The following is a 26,064-nucleotide window of genomic DNA, read 5'->3' on the forward strand; positions in this document are numbered from 1 at the left end:
TCCGCGATTTCATGGAACGCCGTTCCATACGCCACTGCATCTGGCACCGCACATGCCGCAGTGCACCCACGGTCCGGCAAACCTGTCCAGACATCCACCGGCGGAGATGATCACCCGCCGGCTTCAGGGCCCCCCGGACCGGCGGGATGGTATCCCATGCCGGCCCCCTCCTTCCCTTATCACCCGGACGGCCGCGCGGTTCAACGGTGGATTCATGACGTTCGATGCAATCGCCGCAGCGCGGTTGCGGCCGATCGTCACGGAACCATCCCGCACATCATCAACCATAACGCGCAGAACTGGACAAAAGGAAGGCCGGCCCCGGATACAGCCGGGGCCGGCCTCGGGTGGTCAGATCCCCGTCAGACGGAGAAATACTTCGCCTGCGGGTGCAGCAGCACGATGGCCGATGTCGACTGTTCAGGGTGCAGCTGATCCTCGTCCCCCATCTGAATGCCGATGCGATCGGCGCCCAGCAGTTCCAGCAGCACCCGCTGATCTGCAAGGTTCGGACAGGCCGGATAGCCGAAGCTGTAGCGGGACCCGCGATAGCCCTGCTTGAGCATCCGATCGATCTCGCGCGCATCCTCGGCCGCATAGCCGAGCTCGGCGCGGATCCGCTTGTGCACGTATTCCGCCATCGCCTCGGCGATCTCCACCCCCAGCCCGTGAAGGTAGAGATAATCCTGATAGCGATCGGCGGCGAACCAGTCGCGGGCGACGTCGGAGGCATGCTGCCCCACGGTCACCACCTGCAGGCCGATCACGTCGCGCACCGGATCCGAGATGTCGCGGACGAAATCGGCGACGCAGAGCCCGCCCTCGCGATCCTGCCGCGGCAGGCGGAAACGGGCCAGTTCGGTGGTGCCGTCGGTCTCGAACAGCACCAGATCATTGCCCTCGCCCGCCGCCTTCCAATAGCCATAGGCCGCCTGCGGATCCAGGATCTTCTCTTTGGCGCAGGTCTTGAGCAGGGCTTCGAGCTTGGGCCACAGTTCCTGCTTCACATAGGCCTCGAACTCGGCCGGCTTGCGGCCGGCACGCTTGTAGCCCCAGTGGAACTGGAACAGCATGGTCTCGTTCAGATAGGGCACCACCGATTTCAGCGGCACATGCTCGATCACCCGGGCGCCCCAGAAGGGCGGCTCGGGCACCTCGATCCCCCCATGCAGTTCCGTGCGGCGCAGCCGGACCTCGTCGAAATCGACCGGCCGGTCGAGCATCGCCTTGATGTCCTCGTCGCTCGATGCCCGCTTCTTCGGGCCCCGGATGCTCGACGGCCGGGCCTCGCGCTTGCGCTTCGCCTCGTCGAGCACCGCATCGAAACGGCCGTCGACCACCGCATTCATCAGGCTGAGCCCGTCGAAGGCATCGCGGGCATAGGCGACGCGGCCGGCGCCATAGGCGGCGACGCAGTCTTCCTCGACATATTTGCGGGTGAGTGCGGCACCGCCCAGCAGCACCGGCACGTCCAGCCCCTCGCGCGTCATCTCTTCCAGGTTCTCGCGCATGATCACGGTCGATTTGACCAGCAGGCCCGACATGCCGACCGCATCGGCCTTGTGCTCGCGCGCCGCCTGGACGATCGAGGCCACCGGCTGCTTGATGCCGAGGTTGACCACCCGATAGCCGTTATTGGTCAGGATGATGTCGACCAGATTCTTGCCGATGTCGTGGACGTCGCCCTTGACGGTGGCAAGCACGATCGTCGCCTTCTGCTCGCCCTCCACCTTCTCCATATGCGGCTCCAGCCAGGCGACCGCCGCCTTCATGGTCTCGGCCGATTGCAGCACGAAGGGCAGCTGCATCTTGCCGGCGCCGAACAGCTCGCCCACCACCTTCATGCCGTCGAGCAGCACGGTGTTGATGATCTCGAGCGGCGGCATCTTCGCCATCGCCTCGTCCAGATCCGCGCCCAGCCCCTCGCGGTCGCCGTCGATGATGCGGAGCTTCAGACGCTCTTCCACCGTCTCGGGCCGCACCTTGGTGGCCTGGCTTTCCGCCTTGCGGTCGGCGAACAGCGCCATGAACGAGATCAGCGGGTCATAGCCCTCGGCGCGACGGTCGAAGATCAGGTCTTCGGCGACCTTCACCTCGTCCTCGGCGATCTTGTGCAGCGGCATCAGCTTGGAGAGATGCACGATCGCCCCGCTCATGCCCGCCTTCAGCGCATGATCCAGGAAGACCGAATTCAGCACATGACGGGCCGCGGCCTTCAGACCGAAAGAGATGTTCGACAGGCCGAGGATGATCTGACAGCGCGGGAAGCGCTCGCGGATCAGCCGGATGCCCTCCAGCGTCTCGATGCCGAGCTTGCGGTCGTCCTCGTTGCCGGTGGCGATGGTGAAGGTCAGCGGGTCGAACAGCAGATCCTCGGGCGCCAGGCCGTATTCGTCGACCGCAAGCGCATAAAGCCGCTCGGCGATCGCGAGCTTGCGATCGGCGGTCTTGGCCATGCCCTCTTCGTCGATGGTCAGCGCCACCATGGCGGCGCCGAACTTCTTCGCCAGCGCCAGCCGGGCGCGCGCCGGCTCTTCGCCGTCCTCGAAATTGATCGAGTTGATGATCGGCTTGCCGCCATAGAGCTTCAGCGTGGTCTCGATGACGTTGAGCTCGGTCGAATCGATCACCAGCGGTGCCGAGACCGCACCGCGCATGGCGGTGGTGAGCGCGGTCATGTCCGCGACCTCGTTACGGCCGGTGAAGGCGGCGCAGAGATCGATGGCGTTCGAGCCCTCCTTCACCTGCTCGCGCGCCATGCCGACGCAGCCGTCCCAGTTGCCGGCGTCCTGCATCTCGCGGAACTTCTTCGAGCCGTTGGCATTGCACCGCTCGCCGATCGAGAAATAGGCGTTTTCCTGGAAATAGGGCACGAAGCCGAACAGCGAGGCCGCCCCCGGCATCCAGTTCACCTCGCGCTTCACCGGCGCCGGGCGGTGCCGGGCGCCGCCGCGACGGCGCAGCATGTCGTCGATCGCCCGGATATGGTCGGGGCCGGTGCCGCAGCAGCCGCCGACGATGTCGATGCCGTCCTCGACGATGAACCGCTCCAGCCACTGGGCCAGTTCGCGCGCGCCCAGCGGATAATGGGTGCGGCCGTCGACCAGTTCGGGCAGGCCGGCATTGGGCAGCACCGAAATCCGCCTGCGCCAGGTCTGCGACAGGTAGCGGACGTGTTCCTGCATTTCCTGCGGGCCGGTGGCGCAGTTCAGGCCCATCACATCGACGTCGAGCGCATCGACGATCGCGGTCGCCGCCGCGATGTCGGTGCCGACCAGCAGCGTGCCGACGGTTTCCACCGTCACCTGAACCATGATCGGCAGGTCGACGCCCGCTTCCGCCCGGGCGATCTTGACCGCATTCACCGCCGCCTTGATCTGCAGCGGATCCTGGCAGGTTTCGATCAGGAAGGCATCGGCGCGGCCGGCGATCAGGCCGCGGGCCTGGATGATGAGCGCCGCCTCCATCCGGTCGTAGTCGATATGGCCGAGCGAGGGCAGCCGCGTGCCCGGCCCGATCGAGCCGATCACGAAGCGCTCGCGGCCGTCGCCCCTGAACCGCTCCGCCGCCTCATGCGCCAGCTCGCAGGCCTTCACATTGATCTCGAAGGCCTGATCGGTGAGGTCGAACTCCCCCAGCGTGATCGGAGAGCCGCCGAAAGTGTTGGTCTCCACCGCATCCGCGCCTGCCTCGAAATAGGCGGTGTGGATATCGCGGATGATGTCGGGGCGGGAGAGGTTGAGGATTTCGGAGCAGTTCTCCTTGCCCCAATAGTCGCCGTCGACGCTGAGATCACGCGCCTGAAGCTGGCTGCCCATGCCGCCGTCGAGCAGCAGGACGTTGGAGCCGAGAAAGTCGAGAAGCCGTGACATCTTGCCTCGATCGCGCTGTTCGGGGACCAGGATAACGTGGTGAGGGTTGCGGTCAGCCGGCCGCGCGGGCGGCGGCCACCTCCGCCCGCGGGCGGATGCCGAGCAGGTGGCAGGCGCTGATGGTCAGCTCCGCCTTGTTCAGGGTGTAGAAGTGCAGATCCGCGCAGCCTTCCGCCGCCAGCACCCGCGCCTGTTCGGCGAGCAGCATGGCCGAGACCGCCTGATGGGTGGCTTCGTCGGCATCGGCGCCATCATAGAGCCGTTCCATCCAGTCGGGAATCCCGGCACCGCAGGCGGCCGAGAACCGCTTGATCTGCTGGAAGCCCAGCACCGGCATCAGCCCGGGCAGGATGGGTCTGGTGATGCCGGCCGCCGCCGCGCGGTCGCGGAAGCGCAGGAACACCGCCGGGTCGAAGAAATACTGGGTGATGGCGCGGGTGGCGCCGGCATCCAGTTTGGCCTTCAGATTGTCGAGATCGGCCCCGGCGCTTTGTGCCTGGGGGTGAACCTCGGGATAGGCCGCCACGCTGATCTCGAACCGGCCGAGATCGGCCAGGGCGCGCACAAGATCCACCGCGAAGGGGAAGCCGTCCGGATGCGGAACATAGGGCCCGGCCCCCTGGGGCGGGTCGCCGCGCAACGCCACGACATGATCGATGCCATCTGCGATGTAGCCCTCGGCCACCGCCATGACATCCGCGCGCGAGGCGTCGACGCAGGTGAGATGAGCAGCGGCGGCAAGGCCGTAGTCCCGGCGCATGCGCAGCACCGTGTCCCGCGTCTTGTCGCGGGTGGACCCGCCCGCGCCATAGGTCACCGACACGAAGTCGGGTGCATAGGCGGCAAGCCGTGCGACATTCTCCCACAGTCGCGCCTCTGCCTGGGCGCCGCGGGGCGGGAAGAACTCCAGGCTGATCTTCAGCCCGGGCACCGGCGCGGGCGCGTCCCAGAGCGCCCGGGGGGTCAGGACCCGCCCGTCGGTGGTCACCGTCATCACGTCGTCTCCCTGTTCTTATGGCCGGTCCTGCGGCCAGCCGCAGCCCGAAGGGTCTCGTCCTCCCCCGGCCCTGCCGCACCATCCGTCCGGTGCGCGGGCCACAACACCACCGTCAGCGGCTCACCCGGCAGCCGGATCGGCACCCCGGACCTGAGCCCGGCCGCCGAGAGCCAGTCTTCAACCTCGTCGTCGGAAAATCCCAGCCGGCGATGCGCGTGATCACGCCGCAGATCCTCGAGCGTATGGGCGGCGAAATCCACCACCACCATCATCCCGCCCGGGCGCAGCACCCGTGCCGCTTCGGCCAGCGCATGGCCGGGATCGTCCAGATAGTGCAGCACCTGGTGGATCACCACCGCATCGAAGGCCGCATCGGTCACCGGCAGCTGGTTCAGATCGCCCAGCCGCACCTGGCAATGATCGAGCCCCGACGAGGCCAGCTGTTCGCGCGCCACCGCCAGCATCTCGCGCGAGCGGTCGATCCCCAGCCCGAAATCGACCAGCGGGCCCAGCAGGTCCAGAATCCGGCCGGTGCCGGTGCCGATATCGAGCAGGCTGCGCGGCCCGGCCGTGCGGATCAGGCCCGACAACGCCGCCTCGACCTGCGCCTCGGGCACATGCAGGGCGCGAATGCGGCGCCATTCCGCCGCATTGGCCCGGAAATAGGCTTCGGCCTGACGGGCACGGTCTTCCTTCACCCGCCGCAGCCGGCCCAGATCGACCGCCAGCGCCGGATCGTCCAGCGGCAGCAGTTCCACCAGGCGCCGGGCCAGACCTGCGGCCGCCCCTTCGCGCGCCAGGCGGTAGAACACCCAGGCCCCTTCGGGAATCCGGTCGAGCAGCCCGGCCTCGCACATCAGTTTCAGATGGCGGGAAACGCGCGGCTGGCTCTGGCCCAGGATCTGGGTCAGTTCGGTGACGGTCAGCTCGCCTGCCGACAACAGGGCGAGCAGGCGCAGCCGGGTCGGTTCCGCCGCAGCCTTCAGCCCGTCGAGCAGCGTGTCCATGGCTGCCACGGTCGCCGTATCATGCGGCCCGTCGACGGCCGGAAGGCTTCCCATCCCCTGATGCTCCCTCTGCGGGTCATGACATAAACATATCTTTATATCTTAAATCGACCTGTGGCAAGCCGGCAGCGCATATCCGGCCCAGGCCCCCCGAAGCATGGGGGCTGCGGGCTTTTCCATGGCCTGCGGCAGTGTCCTGTGATAGGTGAACCTGTCGCACGTCGTCTTTCCATGTGATAGTTCGGGGTGCGGGTCGGATCGGGGCCGCGAATACGGAGGACGGACGCATATGGCCGCAGTCGCAAGCCGGGCGGAGTGCCAGACCATGACCATCCAGTCCCCGGAAGCGGACAGCCCCCGGCCCCGGCGCCTGGCGGCACGCCTTGGTGCAGCCGTGGCCGCGCTCGCCATGCTGGGCGCCTGTGCCACCGCCGGAAACGACGTGCCGATGTCGGCCGTGCCCAACCAGCCGGCCGAGCTGTCGGACCCGATCGAGCCCGTGAACCGGGCGATCTTCGCGGCCAACACCTTCGTCGACGGCCTGCTGATCCGTCCGGCGGCGATGTTCTATCGCCAGATGATCCCGCCGGCGATCCAGACCGTGATCGGCAACTTCCTTGTCAACCTGTCGCTGCCGCTGGTCTTCGTCAACGACGTGGCCCAGGGTGAGCCGGAACGCGCGGCGGAAACCGCCGGCCGCTTCATGATCAACAGCATCGCCGGTGTCGGCGGCCTGATCGATGTGGCGACCGACGCCGGCATGCCGCCCGCGCATGACGAGGATTTCGACCAGACCTTCGCGGTCTGGGGCATCGGCCCCGGCCCCTATATCGTGCTGCCGATCCTGGGGCCGGCGACGCTGCGCCATACCTTCGGCCGCGCGGCCGATGCTTTCGGCAATCCGGTCGACTATGCCATCGACGATCAGGGCACGATGATCGGGATCACCGTGGCCAAGGGCATTGTCGCGCGGGAGCGTGCGATCGAGCCGCTGGACGACCTGAAGCGCAATTCGGTCGATTTCTACGCCGCCGTGCGCAGCGCCTACTGGCAGCGCCGGCTGGCCGAAATCTCCAACGGCAAGGTCGGCACCGGTCAGGGCAATGACGACGTCTTCCGTCTGGACCTCGACGCGGACTGAGTCGTGGCCCATATGTTGGCGGTACGTCCGTCGGGCGGCGCAGCACCCGGCGTGCAGCCCACCATCACCAGGCACACCACCAGGAGAGTCATCGCGATGACCATCCGTCTTCGCGGAATCGCGGTTGCCGTGGCACTCGGCGCAGCGCTGCCGATTCTGCCAGTCTTCGGACCCGCCACCTCGTCCGTGGCGATGGCCGCCATCTCGCCCCAGGCTGCGGCCAGCTCGATCGAGGATTTCGGCAACAAGGCGATCTCGGCCCTGTCCGAACCCGGCCTCGATCGTGAGACCCGGACCGAGCGGTTCCGCAAGCTGTTCCATGAAGGCTTCGATTTCGACTGGATCTCGCGCTTCGTGCTGGGCCGCCACTGGCGGACCGCGAGCGGGCCCCAGCGCGACGCCTTCCGCGACGCCTTCGACGCCTATGTCGTCGCCACCTATTCCAGCCGCTTCGCCGACTACATCGCCGATACCTATTCGAAGCAGCTGGCGGCATCGGGCGAAGGCAAGGCCTTCAAGACCACCAATGTCCGCGCCGATAGCAATGATGACCGGATGGTCGTGATTTCCGGCCAGATCTGGCGCCCGGACGGGCCGCCGGTGCCGCTGGATTTCCGCGTCCGCGTGGACGGCAGCAGCCCGCAGATCATCGACATCGCGATCGAAGGCGTGAGCATGGCCATCACCCAGCGCTCCGAATTCTCGTCGGTGATCGAGCGCTCGGGCATGGACGGGCTGATCGGCGAGCTGAAGCGCCGTACCGAACAGGTCACCGCCTCGGCCCGGTAAGCCCGGCTCTGCACACCCGTCACTGAAAGCCGGTGGCCTCTCCAGAGGGGCCGCCGGTTTTTCATGTCAGCTGCCCTCGACCGCCTGCATCACGGCCAGGACGCAGGTCACCGGATCGACGCGCTCATTCCCGAAATAGACACTGCCCTGCTGACGCAGGAAGCCTTTGGTCGTCAGCACTTTACCGATGTCGTTGTAAGCGTTCTGCCACGAGGGATCGTGGCAGGCCGTCTTCAACGCTTCGGTACCCAGGTCGAAAGCGATGGCATGCACGGTGCGCCTCGGCTGTCCGGTGTTGTGGCCGACACCCGCAGTCACAGCTGATGCACTGATGTCGGACGTGGCGCTGATCATGGCATGCCTCGCGTCATACGTCATCTTCTGCCTGCTTTCCATCGCCTGAAACGATATCGCCCCCATCCATGCAAGAGATGGGGGCGATGATGTCGCAGTGACAGGTCTCCGCAGATGCGAAGATCCGTCGCCTCAACCGCGGGTCAGCGGCTTATACCTGATCTGGTGCGGCTCGACCGCGGCATCGCCCAGGCGGCGGCGCTTGTCGGCCTCGTAGGCTTCGAAATTGCCCTCGAACCATTCGACATGGCTGTCGCCCTCGAAGGCCAGGATGTGGGTGGCGATGCGGTCCAGGAACCAGCGGTCATGGCTGATCACGATCGCCGAGCCGCCGAAATCGAGCAGCGCGTCTTCCAGCGCGCGCAGGGTGTCGACGTCGAGGTCGTTGGTCGGCTCGTCGAGCAGGATCAGGTTGCCGCCCGACTTCAGCGTCTTGGCCAGATGCACGCGGTTGCGCTCACCGCCCGAGAGCTGGCCGACCTTCTTCTGCTGGTCAGACCCCTTGAAGTTGAAGGCGCCGCAATAGGCGCGGCTCTTCACGGTGCGCTTGCCGAGCACAATGTCTTCGTGCCCGTCGGAAATTTCTTCCCAGACCGTCTTGTTGGCGGCCAGCGCGTCACGGCTCTGGTCGACATAGGCGAGCTTCACGGTCTCACCCACCCGGAAGCTGCCGGAATCCGGGGTCTCGTGGCCGGTGATCATCTTGAACAGGGTCGACTTGCCAGCACCGTTCGGGCCGATCACGCCGACGATGGCACCGGGCGGGATGCGGAAATTCAGGTCGTCGATCAGCAGCCGGTCGCCGAAGCCCTTCGAGACATGCTCCGCCTCGACCACCACATTGCCCAGACGGGGCCCGGCCGGGATCACGATCTGGGCGACCTCGCCCACCCGCTCGCGGTCCTGCTCCAGCAGGCGCTCATAGGCGGCCAGACGCGCCTTGGACTTGGTCCGCCGGGCCGACGGCGAGGAGCGCACCCATTCCAGTTCCTGCTTGAGGGTCTTCTGGCGGGAGCTTTCCTCCTTCTCTTCCTGCTCGAGCCGCTTGGCCTTGTGGTCCAGCCAGGCGGTGTAGTTGCCCTCGAACGGCAGCGCCCGGCCGCGATCCAGTTCCAGGATCCAGCCCGCGACATTGTCCAGGAAGTAGCGGTCATGGGTGACGGCCACGACGGTGCCCGGATAGTCGTGCAGGAAGCGCTCCAGCCAGGCCACCGACTCGGCATCGAGATGGTTGGTCGGCTCGTCGAGCAGCAGCATGTCGGGCTTGGAGAGCAGCAGCTGGCAGAGCGCCACGCGGCGGCGCTCACCACCCGACAGCTTGGTCACGTCGGCATCGGCCGGCGGGCAGCGCAGCGCATCCATGGCGATGTCGACCGTGCGGTCGATTTCCCAGCCATTGACCGCGTCGATCTTCTCCTGCAGCTCGGCCTGCTCGTTGATCAGCGCGTCCATCTCGTCCGGGTCCTCGACCTCGGCGAACTTCGCGCTCACCGCCTCGAAACGGTCGAGCAGATCCTTCACCGGCCGCACGCCGTCCATGACGTTCTCGAGCGCGGTCTTGGACGGATCGAGCTGCGGCTCCTGCGACAGATAGCCGACCTTCAGCCCCTCGGCCGCCCAGGCCTCGCCGGTATAGTCGGTGTCCATGCCGGCCATGATCTTGAGCAGCGTGGACTTACCGGCACCGTTCACGCCCAGCACGCCGATCTTGGCGCCGGGCAGGAAGGCCAGCGTCACATCCTTGACGACCTGACGGCCGCCCGGATAGGTCTTGTTCAGACCACGCATGGTATAGACGTACTGGTAGGAAGCCATATGCCACCCCGTGAGGCCCTGGCGGAGGCGATCTCCGCGGGCGCTTGAAGAGAAATGGTGCCGGGCAGCGCTCGCCCGTGTCGGCCCCGCCCGTGTCGGCCCCGGTTGTACCCCATCAGGGCCGGTCGCTTCAATGTTCTGGGGCCGGGGGCGCCCCTGTCAGCTGCGCATGGCCGAGAGCTTCTTCACCTGATAGGCCCTGACCGTCCGCCGGTCGGGCTCCGGCGCCGTCAGCGGCTCCGCCCGCCGCAATTCGCCGGCCAGCGCCCGGCGGCGGAGGTCGTCATAGCTGAGCGCACCTTCGCGGATCCAGCCGATCTCGGCCTCGCCCACCTCGCGCAGCGGCTTTGCCGGCACGCCCGCCACCATGGTCCGCGGCGGCACCTTCATGCCGGTCTTCACGAAGGACATGGCGGCGACCACCGAGAAATCGCCGATCTCGGCATCATCCATCACCACCGCATTCATGCCGACCAGCGCGAGCTGGCCCAGCCTGCAGCCATGGAGCACAGCGCCATGGCCGGCCGCCGCCATCTCGCCCACCACGACCTCGCCGCCCGGATAGGTATGGGCGACGACATTGTCCTGAAGATTGGCGCCCCGCAGCACGGTGATCCGGCCGCTGTCGCCGCGCAGCGACGCCCCCGGGCCGACATAGGCCTCGGGGCCGATGATCACGTCGCCGATCAGCACCGCGGTCTCGTGCACGAAGGCGGTGGGATCGATCACCGGCACCACGTCGTCATAGGCATAGATGAAAGCCATCGGGAGCGTCTCCTCGTCTCGGTCGGCGCCCGCTCGTTGGGGGAGGTGGCAGCGCCTTTGCTTTCCGGTTTATAGCGCGTTTCGCAGGGCTGCGGGGTCAAATCCGTCCAATACGCCACGGCTTTCCACGGGTTAGGATGACCTCTCCCCCCTTCCCCAACGGTGATGTCCGGACGTGGCCCGATACGACCCCGACAACCATGCCGTCTTCAGCCTGGACCGCCAGATCGCCGGGCTCGGCCTGCTGACCGCCGCCTTCGGCACGCTGGTCTTCGCGCCCCATGTCCACGAGGAAATGGTCATCGCCGTCACCCAGGCCGGGGCGGGGCGCTGCGTCACCCGCGGCACCGCCTCGGTCGGCACGCCGCAGACGGTGATGGTGTTCAATCCCGGGGAACCGCATCAGGGCGGCGTGACGGGCGACGCGCCCTGGTGCTATCGCAGCTTCTATCTGGGCCCCGATCTGCTGACCACCCTGGGTGACGAGACCTTCGGCCGCCGCATCACCCTGCCCTGGTTCCGCGAGGCGGTGGTGAACGACCCCGATCTGGCCCGGTCGATGCTTGCGGCCCATCGGGCGATCGACGGCGGCGCCGGGCGGCTCATGCGCGAAACCCTGCTGCTGGAGGCCCTGGCCCTGCTGTTCCGGCGCCATGGCGCCCCGGCGCCCCACCTGCCGGTCCCCGGGCGGGAGGGCAGGCCGGTGCAGCGGGTGGCGGCGGCGCTCCGCGACGACCCCGCCGCCGACTGGTCGGTGGCGACGCTCGCCGCCCTGGCCGGCATGAGCCCGTTCCATTTCTGCCGCGCCTTCCGCAAGGAAACCGGCCTTGCCCCCCATGCCTTCCTGACCCAGGCGCGGCTGAATCTCGCCCGCCGGCATCTTGCGGCGGGCATGGCACCGGCCGAGGTCGCGGCCGCAACCGGGTTCTGCGATCAGAGCCATCTGACCCGCCAGTTCAAACGCTGCTACGGCATCACGCCGGGCCTTTGGGCGGCGGCGGTCGCGGGCGCAAGATCCGCCAATACAGAGGCCCGCTGACGGGCCAGTCTGGCAGGACATCATGTTCAGGGAGCCTGCCGCCATGACCAGACCCGTCGTTCTCGTCTCGGGCGCCACCTCCGGCATCGGCCGGGCCACGGCGCTGGCCTTTGCCCGTCAGGGGGCCCGGCTGATGCTGGGCGGGCGGGATGCGGCACGCGGCGAGGCCGTGGTGACCGCCTGCCGGGCCGAAGGCGCCGAGGCCACTTTCCTCGCCGGCGACCTTGCCGAGGCCGGCACCGCCACCGCCCTGGTCGATGCCGCGATCGCATGCTGGGGGCGGCTCGACATCGCCTTCAACAATGCCGGCTGGCAGGAACCGCAGGGGTCGCTGGTCGATCGCGATCTCGCCGTGCTCGACCGGGTGTTCGCGATCAACCTGCGATCGGTCGCCGAGGCGATGCAGGCCCAGATCCGGGTCATGCGCCAAAGAGACGGCGGCGGGGTGATCGTCAACGACGCCTCGGTCAGCGGCGTGCGCAACCCCTATCCGGGCTTTGCGATCTATGCCGCCTCCAAGGCGGCGCTGCTCTCGCTCACCCGCTCGCTTGCCATCGAGCATGCGCCCCGGGGCATCCGGATCAACGCCGTCTCCCCCGGGCGGATCGAGACGCCGATGATGGCAGGCGCCGGGGTCGCCGATTTCGCGACCATCGCCGCCACCCTGCCCGCCCGGCGCATGGGCCGGCCCGAAGACGTGGCCGCAGCCGTGCTCTGGCTTGCATCGGATGCCGCAGGCTTCGTGATCGGCCAGAACCTCTGCGTCGATGGTGGCTTTCTGGCCGGGTGATCAGATGCCCTCCAAGGCCTGCGTGATCGCCGCCCGGGCGGGGGCCTGGATCTCGTCGGTTTCCATCAGGATTTCGTGCAGCGCCCCCGGCACCACCACCAGCCGGGCGCGGGGCAGCCGCGCCACCAGCCTGGACTGCGCGACCGGGTCGACCACCATATCGGCGCCGCCCTGCAGCAGGGTGACCGGAACATCCAGCCCTGCGCCCGCACGGATCACCGCCCGCTCCAGATCGCGGATCGAATCGAAGGCCGCCGCCAGCCAGCCCCAGCTGCTGCCGCCCAGATGCAGGGCGGGATCGGCCGCCAGCAGCGCCTGTTCCCGCGCCCAGCGCGCCGGATCATGGGTCAGCCGGTTGCCGGCGAAACCGCCGCCGCTGGCCCGCCCCGGCCCCTGGCCAGGGGCATAGGTCATGCCACGGCCGCGGGCGCGCATCAGCCGTGCCAGCGGCGGCACCAGCCGCCGGGCCGGCAGCGGCATGCGGATGTCGATCATCGGCGCCGACAGGATAATGGCCGCCGGCCGTGCCGCGGCCGGCACCCGTTCCAGCACCCAGCGCATGCCCAGATGGCCGCCCATGGAATGGCCCAGCATCACCAGCGGCCGCGGCAGGCCGGCAAGCGGCCCCGCCGCCAGCGCATCCAGATCGTCCAGGCAGTCGTCGAACCGGTTCAGATGCCCCATGGCCCGATCAGGAGCAAGCCGGCCGGACCGGCCCTGCCCGCGCCAGTCGGGGGCGAAGACCGCCCAGCCCGCCGCCCGCAGCCATCCGGCCAGCTCGGCATATTTCTCGACGAATTCGCCGCGGCCCTGAAGCAGCAGCACCGTGCCGCGCGGCGGCATCCCGGGGGCCGGATGCCAGATCAGATAGCGGATCACCATGCCGTCCGGCCGGTCGAGCAGATCGGCCTGATCTGCCGCGGGCCCCTGGGGTGCGGGGGGCACCGTCACCGAGGCGAGCGCGGCCCGGGCGGCCGCAACGGCGTCGAAATCCATCGGAACCTTCAGCCTCCCAGCGAGCTGCGCATCACCCAGGTCATCGCATCAATATGCTTGAGGGCTGATTTCAACCGAGACCGGCGGCGGGAGTCCAGCGCCGTGACGTCGACCAGCGTGTCCGGGACCTTGCCTTCGCGCAGGCGCGCGACCTGCGCTTCCAGGAGCAGCGCCATCACCAGGGCGTGGGATCGGTCCAGCTGCTCGGCATCGGCAGGGTTCAGCAGGCCGGCCTGGGCCAGCGCCTTCACCCGGGTTGCGGTGCCGGTGGCGGCGATGCCGTGGCGCAGCGCCAGCGCCCGGGCGGTCAGCGTCAGCGGCAGCAGCCCGTGGCGCTTCAGGTCCAGCCGGCCCTTGCCGTCGGTGCGCAGATCGCCGAACAGGCCGATGGGCGCGTGCATGCGGTCCAGATCGCGGATCATCGCCTGCAGGAAATGCGGCGCATGGGCGGCCTGGGCCAGGGCATAGCCATGCAGCTCTTCGGCAAGCGCCAGATCGCCCGCGACCGGCGCCATGTCGAAAAAGATGTCGGCGTTGAGCATGTTGTCGCCATCGGGATCGCCGATCCAGGCCCGCACCCGGCCACGCCAGCCCTCCAGCCCATGGCGCCAGGCGGGCCTGGAGGCCATCACCCCGCCCTGGCAGAAGGGGATGCCGGCATCGGCGAGCAGCCGGCACATCCGCTGGCCGAAGGCCCCGAACCAGCCGTCATCGGCATCGCGCCCGGCATGGACGATGGCGTTGTCCTGGTCGGGCACCAGCAGGGTCTCGCCACGGCCGGCCGATCCCAGCACCAGCACGGCATAGGGGGCGGGGGCGGCGCCCTGCCCCTCGGCCACCATGGCCGCTTCGGCGAGGGCGGCCGCGCGCTGGGTCAGGTCGCGTGTGACGGCCGAAATCACCGAGGCGATGGCCCGCGCGTCGACCGCCTGATCCAGAAGGCTTGCGGCCAGCGGCCCCAGATCGGCGCGGACGAGGGCCAGGCCCTTTGCATCTTCCGCCGCCTCCACCCGATCGCCCATGGCCAGCGCATCACCGGCCCTGAGCCTGAGCAGGGCGCGCCGGGTGATCATGCCGGTGGCCCGGCCGGCCGTGTCGACCACCACCAGATGGCGGATTTCGAAGCGGCGCATGCGGCCGATGGCGACATAGACGAAGGCGTCGTCGTCGACGGTGCGCACCGGCCGGCTCATCAGCGCCGCCGCCGGCAGACCCGCCGCGTCGGCACCCTCGCGGGCCAGGGCGCGGACGACGTCACGCTCCGTCAGGATGCCGGTCGGGCGGCCGTCCTCGTCCCGCTCCACCAGGGCGGAAATGCCGGCCCGCGCCATGGCCCGGGCCGCATCCTGAACCGTCATGCCCGGCTCTGCCGTCACCAGCGGTCGCGAGGCGACCTCCCCCGCCCGATGGCGATAGGGATAACTGTCCAGCCGGAACAGGGCTTCGGCTTCGGAAGGCTCCATCGGGACGGGCTCCCCTCTGGGATCGTGAGGCTGTGGCGATCATGCGCCCCCCGATCATTCCATGCCACGCCGCCGATCGCCAGCCCGCGCGACCTACCAGCCCGCGCGACGCTGCGCCGCAGCCACGGCCCCCGCACCATCGGCAAAGCGCCGGGCCGCCCCCAGATCATGCACCCCGATCTCGGCCAGGCGCGGGATCATGGCCGCGAACACCCGCCCGGTGAGCAGGGCATCGCCCAGGGCCGTGTGCCGGCCCGATACGGCGATGCCATAGCGGTGGGCGATGGCCTCCAGATCCAGTTCCGGCCGGTCGGGGTCGAGCCGGGCCGCCAGGCGCAGCGTGTCCAGGGCCGGCCCGCCCGGCCCCAGCCAGTCGGGTACCGCGCGGCCCGCCCGGGCCGCTTCGGCACGCAGCACGGCCAGATCGAAGCCGATATTATGGCCCACCACCACCCGCCCGGCCGCCAGGGCCGTCAGCCGTTCCACCGCCACCACCGGCGGCGGCGCACCCTGCAGCATCGCCCGGTCGATGCCGTGAATGCGGGTCGCGGCCGCAGGCACCGGTCCACCCGGATCGACCAGCATGTCCAGGACATCGGCCAGGAACAGCCGCCCGCCCACCATGCACACCGCGCCCGCCGAGACCATCCGGTCGGTGGTCACCTCAAGGCCCGTGGTCTCGAGATCCAGCGACAGCACCGGCAGCCGGTCGAGCGGCGTGGCATCACAGGCCGGCGGCAGATCGGGGGCAAGATCGTGGAGCGCCAGCGCCATCGGCAGCTCGGCGGCCGGCAGGACCGGCATGCCGGCCGCCGGCGGATCGGCAAAGATCAGCCAGCCCGCCGTCGCCGCCGGGGCGGGCAGCTGCACGGCCGTCAGGTCCAGCAGCCGGCCGTCGACATGATGAACGCCGGCCCGCCGCATGCCGCCGTCGGCGGCCGTCAGCAGCGGGGCCAGGCTTTCCCGCGCCAGCGCCGCATAGACCGAGGTTCCGGGCATCACCGCCCCGATCAGCGCCGCCATCGCCGGGTTGACCAGGGTGACCAGCCCGGTCGCCCCCACCCCCATCAGCGGAACCGGCAGGGCCGCGACCAGGGCGGCCAGCCGGGCATCGCCGCGGCCGCCGGCCGCCCGCGCGGTTTCGGCAAGCGCCCGCGCCAGCGCCACCAGCCGCCCGTCGGCGCCCGGCAGATCCCCGGCCGCAAAGGCCGGGAGCGGCAGATCGGGATCGGTCGCCGCCCGCAGCGCCTGGGCCAGATCGCCCCGCAGCCGCCGGCCGGCCCGGGCGGCCGAGCGGATGATCCAGAGGCCGAGCCCCAGCCCCGAGGCGCCGGCGAACAGGGCAAGCCCCAGCGGCAGGGCCGCGGCCCCCGCCGCAAGCCCCGCCCAGCCGGCACCGGCCAGCCCGCCCGCCGCCAGCAGCCCGGCGACGATCAGCGCCGGCCGGTTCTCGTCACGCGCCAGCCCGTCACGCGGCGGCCCGTCACGCGGCAGCACGTTACGCGGCGACACGGGCACCGGCAGCCAGATCGGCGGCGAGCGCGGGCCAGTCGAAGCGCAGATCGGCCCTGGCGAGCGCCCCCACGGCGTGGAAGCACACCCCGTTCACGATCATCTCCCGCTCGTGGTCGCGCAGGCTGGGATGGATGGGCAGGCAGTCGAACACCCGGCCGCCGCCCTGGGCGAAAATCCGGGCCGGGGGTTGCGGATCTGCGGCCCGGCCAAGCGCCAGGCGCGCCGCAAGCGCCGCCACCTCGGCAGCGAAGCCGTCTGGCCGGTCGGTGAAATGCGGGGCGGCGGCCAGGGCGGCCGCGAAGTCTTCGACCAGCGCCGTCTCGATGGCGGCAGGATCCCCGGCATGGGGCCGCAGCCGGTCGCGGATCGCCACCGCCATATCGGCCCGCACGGCGGCAAAGGCTTCCCAGCGCGACCGTTCAAGCAGGACCTGAAATCCCGCTTCGCGAAACAGGCTGTGCCGCAGGGGGCCTGCCTTGATCTCGCAGTAACCGATGGTCATGCGCTGCGCAACATAGGCGGACTGCGCCTCGACGAAGCGGTCGAGGGCAGCCCGGTCGCGATCGCGCGGCGTCTCGCGCAGAAGGCGCATCATTCTCCGGAGCATCGGTGGGGACGACCTCCTCCCTCGGGAAACATTCTGTCGCATTTTACAGAAGAAGCCGCTGCCACCAGCGGATCTTCATCTTGGTTGTTGACAAGATTACCAGTTTGGCCCGGAAATCTATAGAAGATCGTCACCCGCCCCTGGGTTGATCCGACGGGTGACCGCCGGCCCGGCCGGCCAAGGCTGCATGAAAGCGGCCGCGTGGAGCTTATGGGGGGAGACATGTCTGAAAATCGCAGCCTGACGCCGCAGAAGGCGCAGGAGTACTGGCAGAGAACCAAGGGCCTGATGTGGACGGTGCTCGCGATCTGGTTCCTGTCGGGATTCGTGATCCACGCCTTCGCACCGGAGCTGAACCAGATCCGGATCCTGGGCTTCCCGCTCGGCTTCTACATGGCCGCGCAGGGCTCGCTGATCATCTTCGTCTGGCTGATCTTCTGGTATGTCGCGCGCCAGAACCGGATCGACGACGAATTCGGCGTGTCCGAAGACTGAGGGGGCACGGGCCATGAAGGGCGATTTCACCCAGAATCTGGGCAAGGTCTACGGCATCTACACCGGCAGCTTCGTCGGCTTCACCATCCTGCTCGCCATCCTGGAACAGATGGGCGTGCCCGACCGGATCATCGGCTACGCCTTCGTCGCGGTGACGATCGGCGTCTATGCGATGATCGGCATCCTGAGCCGCACGGTTCAGGTCTCGGAATATTATGTCGCCGGCCGGCGGGTGCCTGCCCTCTATAACGGCATGGCCACCGCCGCCGACTGGATGAGCGCCGCCTCGTTCATCGGCATGGCCGGCACGCTCTATGCTTCGGGCTATAACGGCCTCGCCTTCGTGCTCGGCTGGACGGGCGGCTATGTGCTGGTGGCGGTGCTGCTGGCGCCGTATCTGCGCAAATTCGGCCAGTTCACCGTGCCCGACTTCCTGGGCACCCGCTATGACGGTCACGCCCCGCGGCTGATCGGCATCGCCGTGCTGATGATGTGTTCCTTCACCTATGTCGTGGCCCAGGTGACGGGCGCCGGCATCATCGCCTCGCGCTTTCTGGCGATCCCGTTCGAGATCGGCATCTTCGTCGGGCTCGTCGGCATTCTGGTCTGTTCGATGCTGGGCGGCATGCGTGCCGTCACCTGGACCCAGGTCGCGCAGTACATCATCCTGATCATCGCCTATCTGATCCCGATCATCCTGATGTCGGCGCAGCTGACCGGCGTGCCGGTGCCGCAGATCATGTACGGCTATGCGCTGCAGGAGATCGAACAGATCGAGCCGACGCTCGGCGTCACGGTCGGCCATGTCACCGCCTTCGCCCGCGACGGCGACATGCTGAACTTCTTCAGCCTGGTGCTGTGCCTGATGGTCGGCACCGCCGCCCTGCCCCATGTGCTGATGCGCTTCTTCACCACGCCCAGCGTGCGCGAGGCGCGGTCATCCGTGGGCTGGAGCCTGCTGTTCATCTTCCTGCTCTATTTCAGCGCGCCCGCCTATGCCGCCTTCGCCAAGCTGGAGGTGTATACCAACGTCATCGGCCAGCCCATCGCCAGCCTGCCCGACTGGGTGCGGATCTGGTCTGATATCGGTCTGCTCGCCATCCGCGACGCCAATGGCGACGGGCTGCTCCAGCTTGCCGAATTCACCATCAACAATGACGCGATCGTGCTGGCGACCCCGGAAATCGCCGGCCTGCCCTATGTGATCGCCGGTCTGGTCTCGGCCGGCGGCCTGGCCGCGGCGCTCTCGACCGCCGACGGCCTGCTGCTCGCCATCGCCAACGCCCTCAGCCACGACATCTACTACAAGATGATCGACCCCAAGGCGAGCGCCGCCCGCCGGCTGATCGTGGCCCGGGTGCTGCTGATCCTGGTTGCGATGCTTGCAGCCTATGTCGCCTCGTTCCGCCCTGCCGGCATTCTGGCCATGGTCGCCTGGGCCTTCTCCATCGCCGCATCGGGGCTGTTCCCGGCCCTGGTGATGGGGGTGTGGTGGAAACGCACGACCAAGGCCGGCGCCTGCGCCGGCATGCTGGCCGGGCTTGCCGTCTGCCTGATCTATCTGGCCGGCACCCAGTGGTACGGCATGGAGCTGTGGTTCGGGGTGCGGAACATCTCGGCCGGCCTGTTCGGCATTCCGGCCGGCTTCCTGGTCACCTGGGCGGTCAGCCTGATGACCCGTGAACCGTCGAAAGACATGCAGGATTTCATCGAGTTCGTGCGGGTGCCGAGCGCCCGCCTGGCCGAGAACAATCCCTATGCCCAGGGCCTGAAGAACTGACCGATCGCCCGTCAAGCCAGCGCGGCGCCGGAGGGCATGACCTTCCGGCGCCGCCGCCGTTGAGAGACCGCACCACCCCATGCAGTTCGATCCGTTTTTCTGGACCTACTGGGCCTACAACCTGCCCAATTACGTGCTGTCGCTGCTGATCTACACCCTGATCGGGCGCGCCCTGCTCTCGGCCTTCATCCGGCCGGGGGATCCCAACTACATCTGGCGCTTTTTCTGCCGGATCACCGATCCGGTGCTGCGGCTGACGGCGCCGCTGACCCCGCGTTTCGTTCTGCCGGGGCTGCGGCCGCTGGTGGCGGCAGGCTATCTCTGGATCCTGCGGATCATTTTCTGGCTGGTGATGTACAATCTGGGCCTGGCGCCACGCCTGAACGCCCCCGCATGATATTCAAACGGTATTCGGATGAATTTCCGCCTGAAGATCGGGCGGGTGGGGCCTCTTCGCGCAGAAGGTCATGACATGCCCTCGTATCGGGGGATGACAGGCCGGGGCCCCGCGGGCTAGGATAAAGGCACCAATTTTGCCACTGGCGTCGCCGTGACGGGGGCCCCATCTTCGGTAACAGGTCCAGGTCGTCTGCCGTATCGGCCCCTGCTCCCGTGTTCCCCCGTCGCGTTCTTTTCCGCCGTCACGTGGTCCTGCCCTCCGGCACCTCTGCCCGTCGCCGTTCCACAACGCGCCGTCTCCGCAACGCACCGTCGGCCCGTCCCCCCAACGAGCCGGCCTCAGCCCGTCGTTCTCAGATGCAGACAGATCTCATCGAACAAGCCGCGGCGGTGTCCGTCCGCCGCGCCTGTGCCTTTTCGCTGTTCGCCATCTGGGTCATCATGATGGCGCTGGTCTATGACCCGATGATGAGTCTCAGATCCGGCGCCATCCTCGTGACCCTGATGGGGGCCATCCTGATGCTGAAGGGCTATCGCGCCCCCCATCGGGACCATCGCCGCACCGAGGTGTGGCAGGCGGTGAAATCGGAGCTGAAGCTGCCGGCCGAACAGGCCCGGGCACTGATCAACGCCACGCTCCAGGACACCTATTTCCACCACGCCACCCTGGTGGGCGTCGGCGCCCTGGCGCTCTGGACGACGATCGTGGCCCTGGGGCTGGTCATCGCCCTCAGATAAGGGCGATGACCGAAAGGGCAAACCGTCAGAAGCGCAGGCCCAGGCCCGCGGTCACGGCGGTCTGCGCGCCGTCGTCATGGCCGAAGCGGGTTTCGACCTCGGCATAGGTAGAGACCGTCTCGCCGAAGAAGATCCGCGCGCCCAGCGTCGCCCGGCCGAAATCGTCATCGGCCTCGGCCAGCGCCACCTGGCGCGACGACCCGTCCCCCGCCGTCAGACGGATGGCATCTGGCCGGCCATCGGCGAATTCATGCACCCAACCCGCACGGGCATAGGGCGCAAGCGTCGTGGTCTCGCCAATGGCGACACTGCCGCGCACCCGCCAGCCCAGCTCGCCTTCGGCCGAAGAATAGTGCTGGTCGGGATAGGTGAGTGCGGTGCGTGCCGGCCCGGTCTCGGTGAAGCCGTCCAGTTCATAGCGGGTATAGTCCAGCCCGACCACCGGGCCGGTGGCGATGCCACCCAGCGCCAGATCCCAGCCGCCCTCGATCCGCGCCCCGAAGCTGCGGGCATTGGTCTGCCCGTCGAAGCGCTGGTCCAGGATGGTGGCCCCCAGCCCCGAGGTCATGGTGAAGGCACGGGTGCCGTCGACCCGGGCATAGCCGGCCGACACCGAGGCCACCAGCCAGCCGGGCGCGCCATCATTCACCAGCACGCCCAGACCGAAAGCGACGCCGGTGCGGTCCAGATCCGACCCGCCCGACAGATCGTCGCGCCCGCGCGACAGATGCAGATCGGCGCCCAGCGTCACCAGATCGCTCAGCCGGTGGTCGGCCCGGAAGCCGATGCGGCCGGCCGTTTCGTGATCGGCCGTGGCCGCGCCGTCGAACCCGCCCGGCCGCGCCAGACCCTCGACGAAGACATCGACGCTGGTCTCCCCCAGCCCGGGCCTGCGGGTGAACAGCGCCAGCACCGCACGGTCGACGGCCGCCTGGAAGGCCTGATGATCACGGGCGAGCTGATCGGTCATCGCAAGGCTGAAGCCGGCGCCCGACTGCGCCGAGGCCGCAAGATCGGCATTGGTCAGCTCCACCAGCAGCCGGGTCAGCAGCCGCGACCAGTCTTCCAGCCGGTCGGGGATGTGATCGGGGCCGAAGGCCGCCTCCAGCACATCCCAATTGTCGATCGCCGGGTCATGCCAGCTGGCGCCGCCCGGAATGCCCGGATTGGTGGTCTGGGTATACCCGTCCAGATCCCCGATCTCCCAGTTGGTCGCCTCCAGCCACAACACCGGGATGTTCAGATCCTCGTAGTTGCCGGCGTCGCTGCAGCAGCCGGTATCGACCGGATAATGCGGGTTCAACCCGGGATTGCTGCGCAGGTCGATGCCCAGCTCGTCGGCAATGGCGTGGATCCGCGTCCAGTAGGATTTCAGCGCCGGGTCGGTCAGATAATTGGTGCCGGCATGGGCATACATGAAATCGCCGGTGATCAGGCTGTCGATATTGATCATGCCCTTCAGCCGATCGATCTCGCCCGCCGCCTCCAGCTCCTGCCGATAGAAGGCAGAGCCTTCAAGCCCGGTCTCCTCGGCGCCGAAGGCGTTGAAGACCAGCCCGGTTTCGACCGGCAGCCCCGCCAGATGGGCGGCGATCTCGGTCAGCACGGCGGCGCCCGAGCCGTTGTCGTCCACGCCCTGCAGGGCGGGGCCGGTATAGCCCGGGCGTTGCGGCGCGCTGTCGAAATGGGCGCCGACCAGGATGAAGCCCTGATCGGTATTGCCCACCGTGCCGATCACGTTCTGGGAGGCGAGGCCCCGGCGGGTGGTAAAGGGCTGGCGGGTCAGCGTGGTGCCGCCAAGGGTGAAGCGCGACGACATCCAGTCGGCTGCGTCCTCGAAGGCCTCCGTGCCGCTGTGGCGGCCGGCATGATCGATGGTCAGGGTTCTGAGCGTGTCATAGGCGAAGTCGCCATACTCCGCCGCCTGCACCGGCAGGGCCGGGATGGCGACGGATGCGAGCAGCGCGAGACAAAGCGGACGCAGGGTGAGGCGGCCGGGCATCTGACCTCCTGAAGGGGGAGCATCGCCCCGGATAGCCCCGGTGGCGATGGTGGTGCGGGGATGAGGGTGCCGCAGGCATGATGGGCCGGTATCGGCGCAAGCTTCACACAGCCTTAACTGAACCATACCCTGTCATCATCCGTCCGGTCACCTCCGGATCTGTCCGGATCAACCGCTGTCATCTGCCCCTCAACCGGGCCGCCCGTCCGGCCCCAACCCCACAACCCGGCCACCGGTTTCCCGAAGCCGGGCCCGCCACGCGCCCGCCAGATGGACCACCCGGCGCGGCCTCAGCCGCCAGAGCCGCTCGGCCCCCGGATGGCGGGCAAGCTCGGGCCCCTGCCAGACGATTTCGACATCGCCGGTGATGGTCAGCAGGTCGCCGGTTGCGAAATCCGGCACCAGCAGCCCGGCGGCCGGGCGCAGCACCATGTTGCCCAGCGTGTTGAAATAGCGGTTGCCGGCGTAGTCCGGCACCGTGATCACCCCGGCCTCGTCGACCGCCACGAAGCCGGCCGGCCCGCCGCGATGCGAGGCATCGGCCCCGGCGGCCCGGCCTTCCACGCGTGTATCGGCGGCGCTGGCGACGAAGATCGTATCGGCCTGGGCGATCATCTCCCGCGCCCGCGGATCCGGCACCGCCTGAGACACCACCGCCGGCGCCGGATCCATCCCGCCGCGGCCGGGCACGGCCTGGCGGGGGCGGATGTAACGCGGGCAGTTGCCGAAACACTGGTCCACCAGCAGGTCGATGCGCGGCGCGCCGTCACGATCCAGCGCCAGCACCCGGCCATTGACCCGGATGCGCCGCCGGGTGGCGAGATCGATGCCGAGCAGGCCCAGCGCCGCCCCGGGCTGAAGATTGGCCGCCAGCGGGTCGCCCGCCGGCACGGCGCCCAGGATGCTGAGCACCCTGGGATCGGGCGAGGCGATGAAGCCCGGCGGCCCCGCCAGCAGCGAGGCCCAGGGCAGCCCCTGCCCGTCGACCGAGGCGACCACCAGGAATTCCAGATCCATGAAAAACAGCCGGAACGGGTCGGGCAGCGCGGTCATGAACACCTGGGCGCCGATCGACGCCATGCGCTCCCCCAGGCCATACAGATCCTGCACCGCCCGCTCGCCCAGATGAAAGCCGATCCCCTCCGCCGCGGGACCGGCCGGCGGCCCGTCTCTGGTCATGGACTGGCCGGTCCTGGACTCGTCGGTCATGGATGCGTCTCCCGTCGGCAGATCGTCCCGCGATCATACACCGGAACCGGCGCTACCGTGACCACAGGAAGGCGCCGGCCGGCCGATCGGCCGGCTTTGGGCCCAAAACCGGCCGGGGTCTGACCAAATCCGGTCACGTCTTTGTCCGCAGCGGAGCCCCGCGCCGGGTGCTACATTTCAATCAACACGAAGCAAGTCGAAAGCGGCCGACAGAAAAAACCTGACCGCCTTCCCGCACCGGCTTTCGTATCCCGCCTCGCCCGGACATTTCGGGCTTGAGATCATTCGGAACAAGATGACTGCGAAACGACTTTACACGGGTGGCGTATCCCATCCGGATGTCGCAGGCACCATCCGAAAAGACAAGGAGATCTGAACCATGGGCAGCCTTCTTCATTGGGCCATCGTTTTCCTGATCGTGGCGCTGGTCGCGGCCCTTCTGGGCTTTGGTGGTGTCGCAGGCACGGCGATGGCAGGTGCCAAGATCCTGTTCTGGGTGGCGATCATCATCTTCGTCATCACCCTGGTCGCAGGCCTGATGCGCAGGGGCCGCTGACCGCCGCTCTTCCTCCCGCCTCCCTCCCCCCGCAGCACGACGGGCGGCCGGTTTCCGGTCGCCCGTCGTGTTTTTCAGGCAGGGGTCAGGCAGGGTTCCGTGACATCACCCGTGGTCACGACGAAGACATGTCAGCCGCCGGTCATCTCCGCCACCTGCGGCACATCCTTGTCGCCGCGCCCCGACAGCGAGACCACCATCACCGCATCGGGCGCAAGATCGGGCGCCATGCGGATGGCCCGCGCCAGCGCATGGGCCGATTCCAGCGCCGGGATGATGCCTTCCAGCCGGGTGAGCAGGTGGAATGCCTCCAGCGCCTCGGCATCGGTCGCGGGCAGATAGGTCACCCGGCCGATCTGGTGCAGCCAGGCATGTTCCGGCCCGATGCCCGGATAGTCGAGCCCGGCCGAGATCGAATGGGCCTCGGTGATCTGGCCGTCATCGTCCATCAGCAGGAATGTCCGGTTGCCGTGCAGCACGCCCGGCCGGCCGCCGGTCAGCGAGGCGGCGTGTTTGCCGCTCTCGATCCCGTGCCCCGCCGCCTCGATGCCGTAGATCGCGACCTCTGCGTCGTCGAGGAAGGGATGGAACAGGCCCATGGCATTGGACCCGCCGCCGACACAGGCCATCACCACATCCGGCAGCCGCCCCTCTGCCTCCAGAATCTGGGCCCGCGCCTCGTCGCCGATGACCGTCTGGAAATCGCGGACGATCATGGGATAGGGATGCGGTCCAGCCACGGTGCCGATGCAGTAGAAGCTGTCTTCGACATTGGTCACCCAGTCGCGCAGGGCCTCGTTCATCGCATCCTTGAGCGTGCGGGAGCCAGAGAGCGCCGGGATGACCTCGGCGCCCAGCATGCGCATGCGGATGACATTGGGCATCTGCCGGGCAATGTCGACCTCGCCCATATAGACCACGCAATCCAGCCCATAGCGGGCGCAGAGCGTCGCGGTGGCGACACCGTGCTGGCCGGCGCCGGTCTCGGCGATGATCCGCTTCTTGCCCATGCGCCGGGCGAGCAGGATCTGGCCCAGCACGTTGTTCACCTTGTGCGAGCCGGTGTGGTTCAGATCTTCGCGCTTCAGATAGATCTTCGCCCCGCCCAGATGCGCCGTCAGCCGGTCGGCGAAATAAAGCGGGCTGGGCCGGCCGATATAGTGCCGGCGCATGTCGTCCATCTCGGCCGCGAAGGCGGGATCGGCCCTCGCCTCCGCATAGGCCTGCTCCAGCGCCAGCAGGTTGGGCATCAGGGTCTCGGCCACGAAGCGGCCGCCGAAGATGCCGAAACGGCCATTCTCGTCGGGGCCGTTGCGCAGGCTGTTGGGCAGATGAGAGGCGGGCTGGGGGGACGTCATCGGTCGAAAACCTCCGGATCGGGATCGCTGGAGGGTCGCCGCCCCGGATCCCCGCCCCTGTCGTGCGCATAAACGACAAAGGCCGCTCTCCGGAGTGAGCGGCCTTCCACAGGGCATGACGACTGCCGGTGAAACCGCCCGCTTACGCGGGCCACCAGCGGCGGGTCTGCATCGGGCAGAAGATGGGGTGCAGCATCGTCATGGGCTGACGGTAACAGAGCGGGCGGCGGGGGACAATGGGGGTCATGCATCGCCGCAGGGCTATCGCATTTGCCCGATGACGGATCGGGCGAATGCGTCGGACCATCCGGATCGCTTTCGCTTGCGACGGATGGAGATGGATGGCCTGGCCGTTTTGAGGACGTTGAGGGCGAGTT

At 68.4% G+C, this 26,064-nt stretch carries 22 protein-coding genes and 1 pseudogene; 9 read left to right on the forward strand and 14 right to left on the reverse strand.

The features are described 5' to 3' along the window. Nucleotides 1-362: 362 nt before the first annotated feature. From metH to WI697_RS21705, 3 genes are read right to left on the reverse strand one after another with little or no spacing between them, the layout of a single operon-like run. A complete protein-coding gene (metH, locus tag WI697_RS21695; protein ID WP_345959898.1) occupies nucleotides 363-3,872 on the reverse strand; it encodes a methionine synthase in 3,510 nt (1,169 codons plus the stop codon). Nucleotides 3,873-3,924: 52 nt separating this feature from the next. After that, on the reverse strand, nucleotides 3,925-4,866 hold the full coding sequence (gene metF, locus WI697_RS21700; protein ID WP_345959899.1) for a methylenetetrahydrofolate reductase [NAD(P)H]: 942 nt from the start codon (nucleotides 4,864-4,866) through the stop codon (nucleotides 3,925-3,927). Further along, nucleotides 4,866-5,930: an ArsR/SmtB family transcription factor gene (locus tag WI697_RS21705; RefSeq protein WP_345959900.1), complete on the reverse strand. Its 1,065-nt coding sequence runs from the start codon at nucleotides 5,928-5,930 to the stop codon at nucleotides 4,866-4,868. Before WI697_RS21705 ends, metF begins: the two co-directional genes overlap by 1 nt. A gap of 271 nt (nucleotides 5,931-6,201) precedes the next feature. Between WI697_RS21705 and WI697_RS21710 the strand changes: the two genes are divergently transcribed. Together WI697_RS21710 and WI697_RS21715 are read left to right on the forward strand one after the other, a co-directional pair. Further along, complete coding sequence (locus WI697_RS21710; RefSeq protein ID WP_345959901.1) at nucleotides 6,202-7,017, forward strand: MlaA family lipoprotein; 816 nt, start codon at nucleotides 6,202-6,204, stop codon at nucleotides 7,015-7,017. A gap of 96 nt (nucleotides 7,018-7,113) precedes the next feature. Then, complete coding sequence (locus WI697_RS21715; protein ID WP_345959902.1) at nucleotides 7,114-7,806, forward strand: MlaC/ttg2D family ABC transporter substrate-binding protein; 693 nt, start codon at nucleotides 7,114-7,116, stop codon at nucleotides 7,804-7,806. Between the two features lie 66 nt (nucleotides 7,807-7,872). Here the strand turns inward: WI697_RS21715 and WI697_RS21720 are convergent, their stop codons facing one another. The 3 genes from WI697_RS21720 to WI697_RS21730 form a co-directional block, all read right to left on the reverse strand. Next, a complete protein-coding gene (locus WI697_RS21720) occupies nucleotides 7,873-8,160 on the reverse strand; it encodes a hypothetical protein (protein ID WP_345959903.1) in 288 nt (95 codons plus the stop codon). A 132-nt stretch (nucleotides 8,161-8,292) separates the two neighbouring features. Next, nucleotides 8,293-9,975, reverse strand: a complete 1,683-nt coding sequence (ettA, locus tag WI697_RS21725; RefSeq protein ID WP_014744338.1) for an energy-dependent translational throttle protein EttA — start codon at nucleotides 9,973-9,975, stop codon at nucleotides 8,293-8,295. A gap of 159 nt (nucleotides 9,976-10,134) precedes the next feature. Then, nucleotides 10,135-10,740, reverse strand: coding sequence for a gamma carbonic anhydrase family protein (locus tag WI697_RS21730; RefSeq protein ID WP_062768210.1), 606 nt, complete (start codon nucleotides 10,738-10,740; stop codon nucleotides 10,135-10,137). A 175-nt stretch (nucleotides 10,741-10,915) separates the two neighbouring features. Here WI697_RS21730 and WI697_RS21735 point away from each other — a divergent pair, with 175 nt between their 5' ends. Continuing rightward, nucleotides 10,916-11,779 carry an AraC family transcriptional regulator gene (locus WI697_RS21735; RefSeq protein ID WP_345959904.1) on the forward strand — a complete coding sequence of 288 codons (864 nt, stop codon included), beginning with the start codon at nucleotides 10,916-10,918 and terminating at the stop codon, nucleotides 11,777-11,779. Between the two features lie 43 nt (nucleotides 11,780-11,822). After that, nucleotides 11,823-12,569: an SDR family NAD(P)-dependent oxidoreductase gene (locus WI697_RS21740; protein WP_345959905.1), complete on the forward strand. Its 747-nt coding sequence runs from the start codon at nucleotides 11,823-11,825 to the stop codon at nucleotides 12,567-12,569. Here WI697_RS21740 and WI697_RS21745 read toward each other — a convergent pair whose 3' ends face one another. The 4 genes from WI697_RS21745 to WI697_RS21760 form a co-directional block, all read right to left on the reverse strand. Continuing rightward, a complete protein-coding gene (locus tag WI697_RS21745; protein ID WP_345959906.1) occupies nucleotides 12,570-13,565 on the reverse strand; it encodes an alpha/beta hydrolase in 996 nt (331 codons plus the stop codon). Between the two features lie 8 nt (nucleotides 13,566-13,573). Next, nucleotides 13,574-15,028 carry a DUF294 nucleotidyltransferase-like domain-containing protein gene (locus WI697_RS21750; protein WP_345959907.1) on the reverse strand — a complete coding sequence of 485 codons (1,455 nt, stop codon included), beginning with the start codon at nucleotides 15,026-15,028 and terminating at the stop codon, nucleotides 13,574-13,576. 93 nt (nucleotides 15,029-15,121) lie between these two features. Further along, nucleotides 15,122-16,540 (reverse strand): 3'-5' exonuclease, encoded by a 1,419-nt coding sequence (locus WI697_RS21755; RefSeq protein WP_345959908.1) that lies wholly within the window; start codon nucleotides 16,538-16,540, stop codon nucleotides 15,122-15,124. Continuing rightward, nucleotides 16,527-17,138, reverse strand: a complete 612-nt coding sequence (locus WI697_RS21760; RefSeq protein ID WP_345959909.1) for a hypothetical protein — start codon at nucleotides 17,136-17,138, stop codon at nucleotides 16,527-16,529. Before WI697_RS21760 ends, WI697_RS21755 begins: the two co-directional genes overlap by 14 nt. A gap of 234 nt (nucleotides 17,139-17,372) precedes the next feature. Between WI697_RS21760 and WI697_RS21765 the strand changes: the two genes are divergently transcribed. From WI697_RS21765 to WI697_RS21780, 4 genes are all read left to right on the forward strand, one after another. Then, nucleotides 17,373-17,645: a DUF4212 domain-containing protein gene (locus WI697_RS21765; RefSeq protein ID WP_041604819.1), complete on the forward strand. Its 273-nt coding sequence runs from the start codon at nucleotides 17,373-17,375 to the stop codon at nucleotides 17,643-17,645. A gap of 13 nt (nucleotides 17,646-17,658) precedes the next feature. After that, nucleotides 17,659-19,425, forward strand: coding sequence for a sodium:solute symporter family protein (locus tag WI697_RS21770; protein ID WP_345959910.1), 1,767 nt, complete (start codon nucleotides 17,659-17,661; stop codon nucleotides 19,423-19,425). Between the two features lie 79 nt (nucleotides 19,426-19,504). Then, nucleotides 19,505-19,822, forward strand: coding sequence for a YggT family protein (locus WI697_RS21775; protein WP_062762152.1), 318 nt, complete (start codon nucleotides 19,505-19,507; stop codon nucleotides 19,820-19,822). 392 nt (nucleotides 19,823-20,214) lie between these two features. Next, nucleotides 20,215-20,562 carry a hypothetical protein gene (locus tag WI697_RS21780; RefSeq protein ID WP_156503050.1) on the forward strand — a complete coding sequence of 116 codons (348 nt, stop codon included), beginning with the start codon at nucleotides 20,215-20,217 and terminating at the stop codon, nucleotides 20,560-20,562. A gap of 25 nt (nucleotides 20,563-20,587) precedes the next feature. On the opposite strand, the gene WI697_RS21785 is transcribed toward WI697_RS21780, so the two are convergent. Both WI697_RS21785 and WI697_RS21790 read right to left on the reverse strand, forming a co-directional pair. Next, complete coding sequence (locus WI697_RS21785) at nucleotides 20,588-22,564, reverse strand: autotransporter outer membrane beta-barrel domain-containing protein (RefSeq protein WP_345959911.1); 1,977 nt, start codon at nucleotides 22,562-22,564, stop codon at nucleotides 20,588-20,590. Nucleotides 22,565-22,753: 189 nt separating this feature from the next. Next, complete coding sequence (locus WI697_RS21790; protein ID WP_345959912.1) at nucleotides 22,754-23,773, reverse strand: pyridoxamine 5'-phosphate oxidase family protein; 1,020 nt, start codon at nucleotides 23,771-23,773, stop codon at nucleotides 22,754-22,756. A 379-nt stretch (nucleotides 23,774-24,152) separates the two neighbouring features. On the opposite strand from WI697_RS21790, the gene WI697_RS21795 reads away from it, so the two are divergent. Next, entirely contained in the window at nucleotides 24,153-24,329 is a 177-nt protein-coding gene (locus tag WI697_RS21795; protein ID WP_041607573.1) for a DUF1328 domain-containing protein, read from the forward strand. Nucleotides 24,330-24,460: 131 nt separating this feature from the next. Here WI697_RS21795 and trpB read toward each other — a convergent pair whose 3' ends face one another. Together trpB and WI697_RS21805 are read right to left on the reverse strand one after the other, a co-directional pair. Further along, nucleotides 24,461-25,687, reverse strand: coding sequence for a tryptophan synthase subunit beta (trpB, locus tag WI697_RS21800; RefSeq protein ID WP_345959913.1), 1,227 nt, complete (start codon nucleotides 25,685-25,687; stop codon nucleotides 24,461-24,463). A gap of 261 nt (nucleotides 25,688-25,948) precedes the next feature. After that, nucleotides 25,949-26,064: pseudogene (locus tag WI697_RS21805) on the reverse strand (ISAs1 family transposase); the annotation flags it as partial.

This window comes from Tistrella mobilis (assembly GCF_039634785.1).
In the GTDB taxonomy this organism is placed as follows: Bacteria; Pseudomonadota; Alphaproteobacteria; order Tistrellales; family Tistrellaceae; genus Tistrella; species Tistrella mobilis.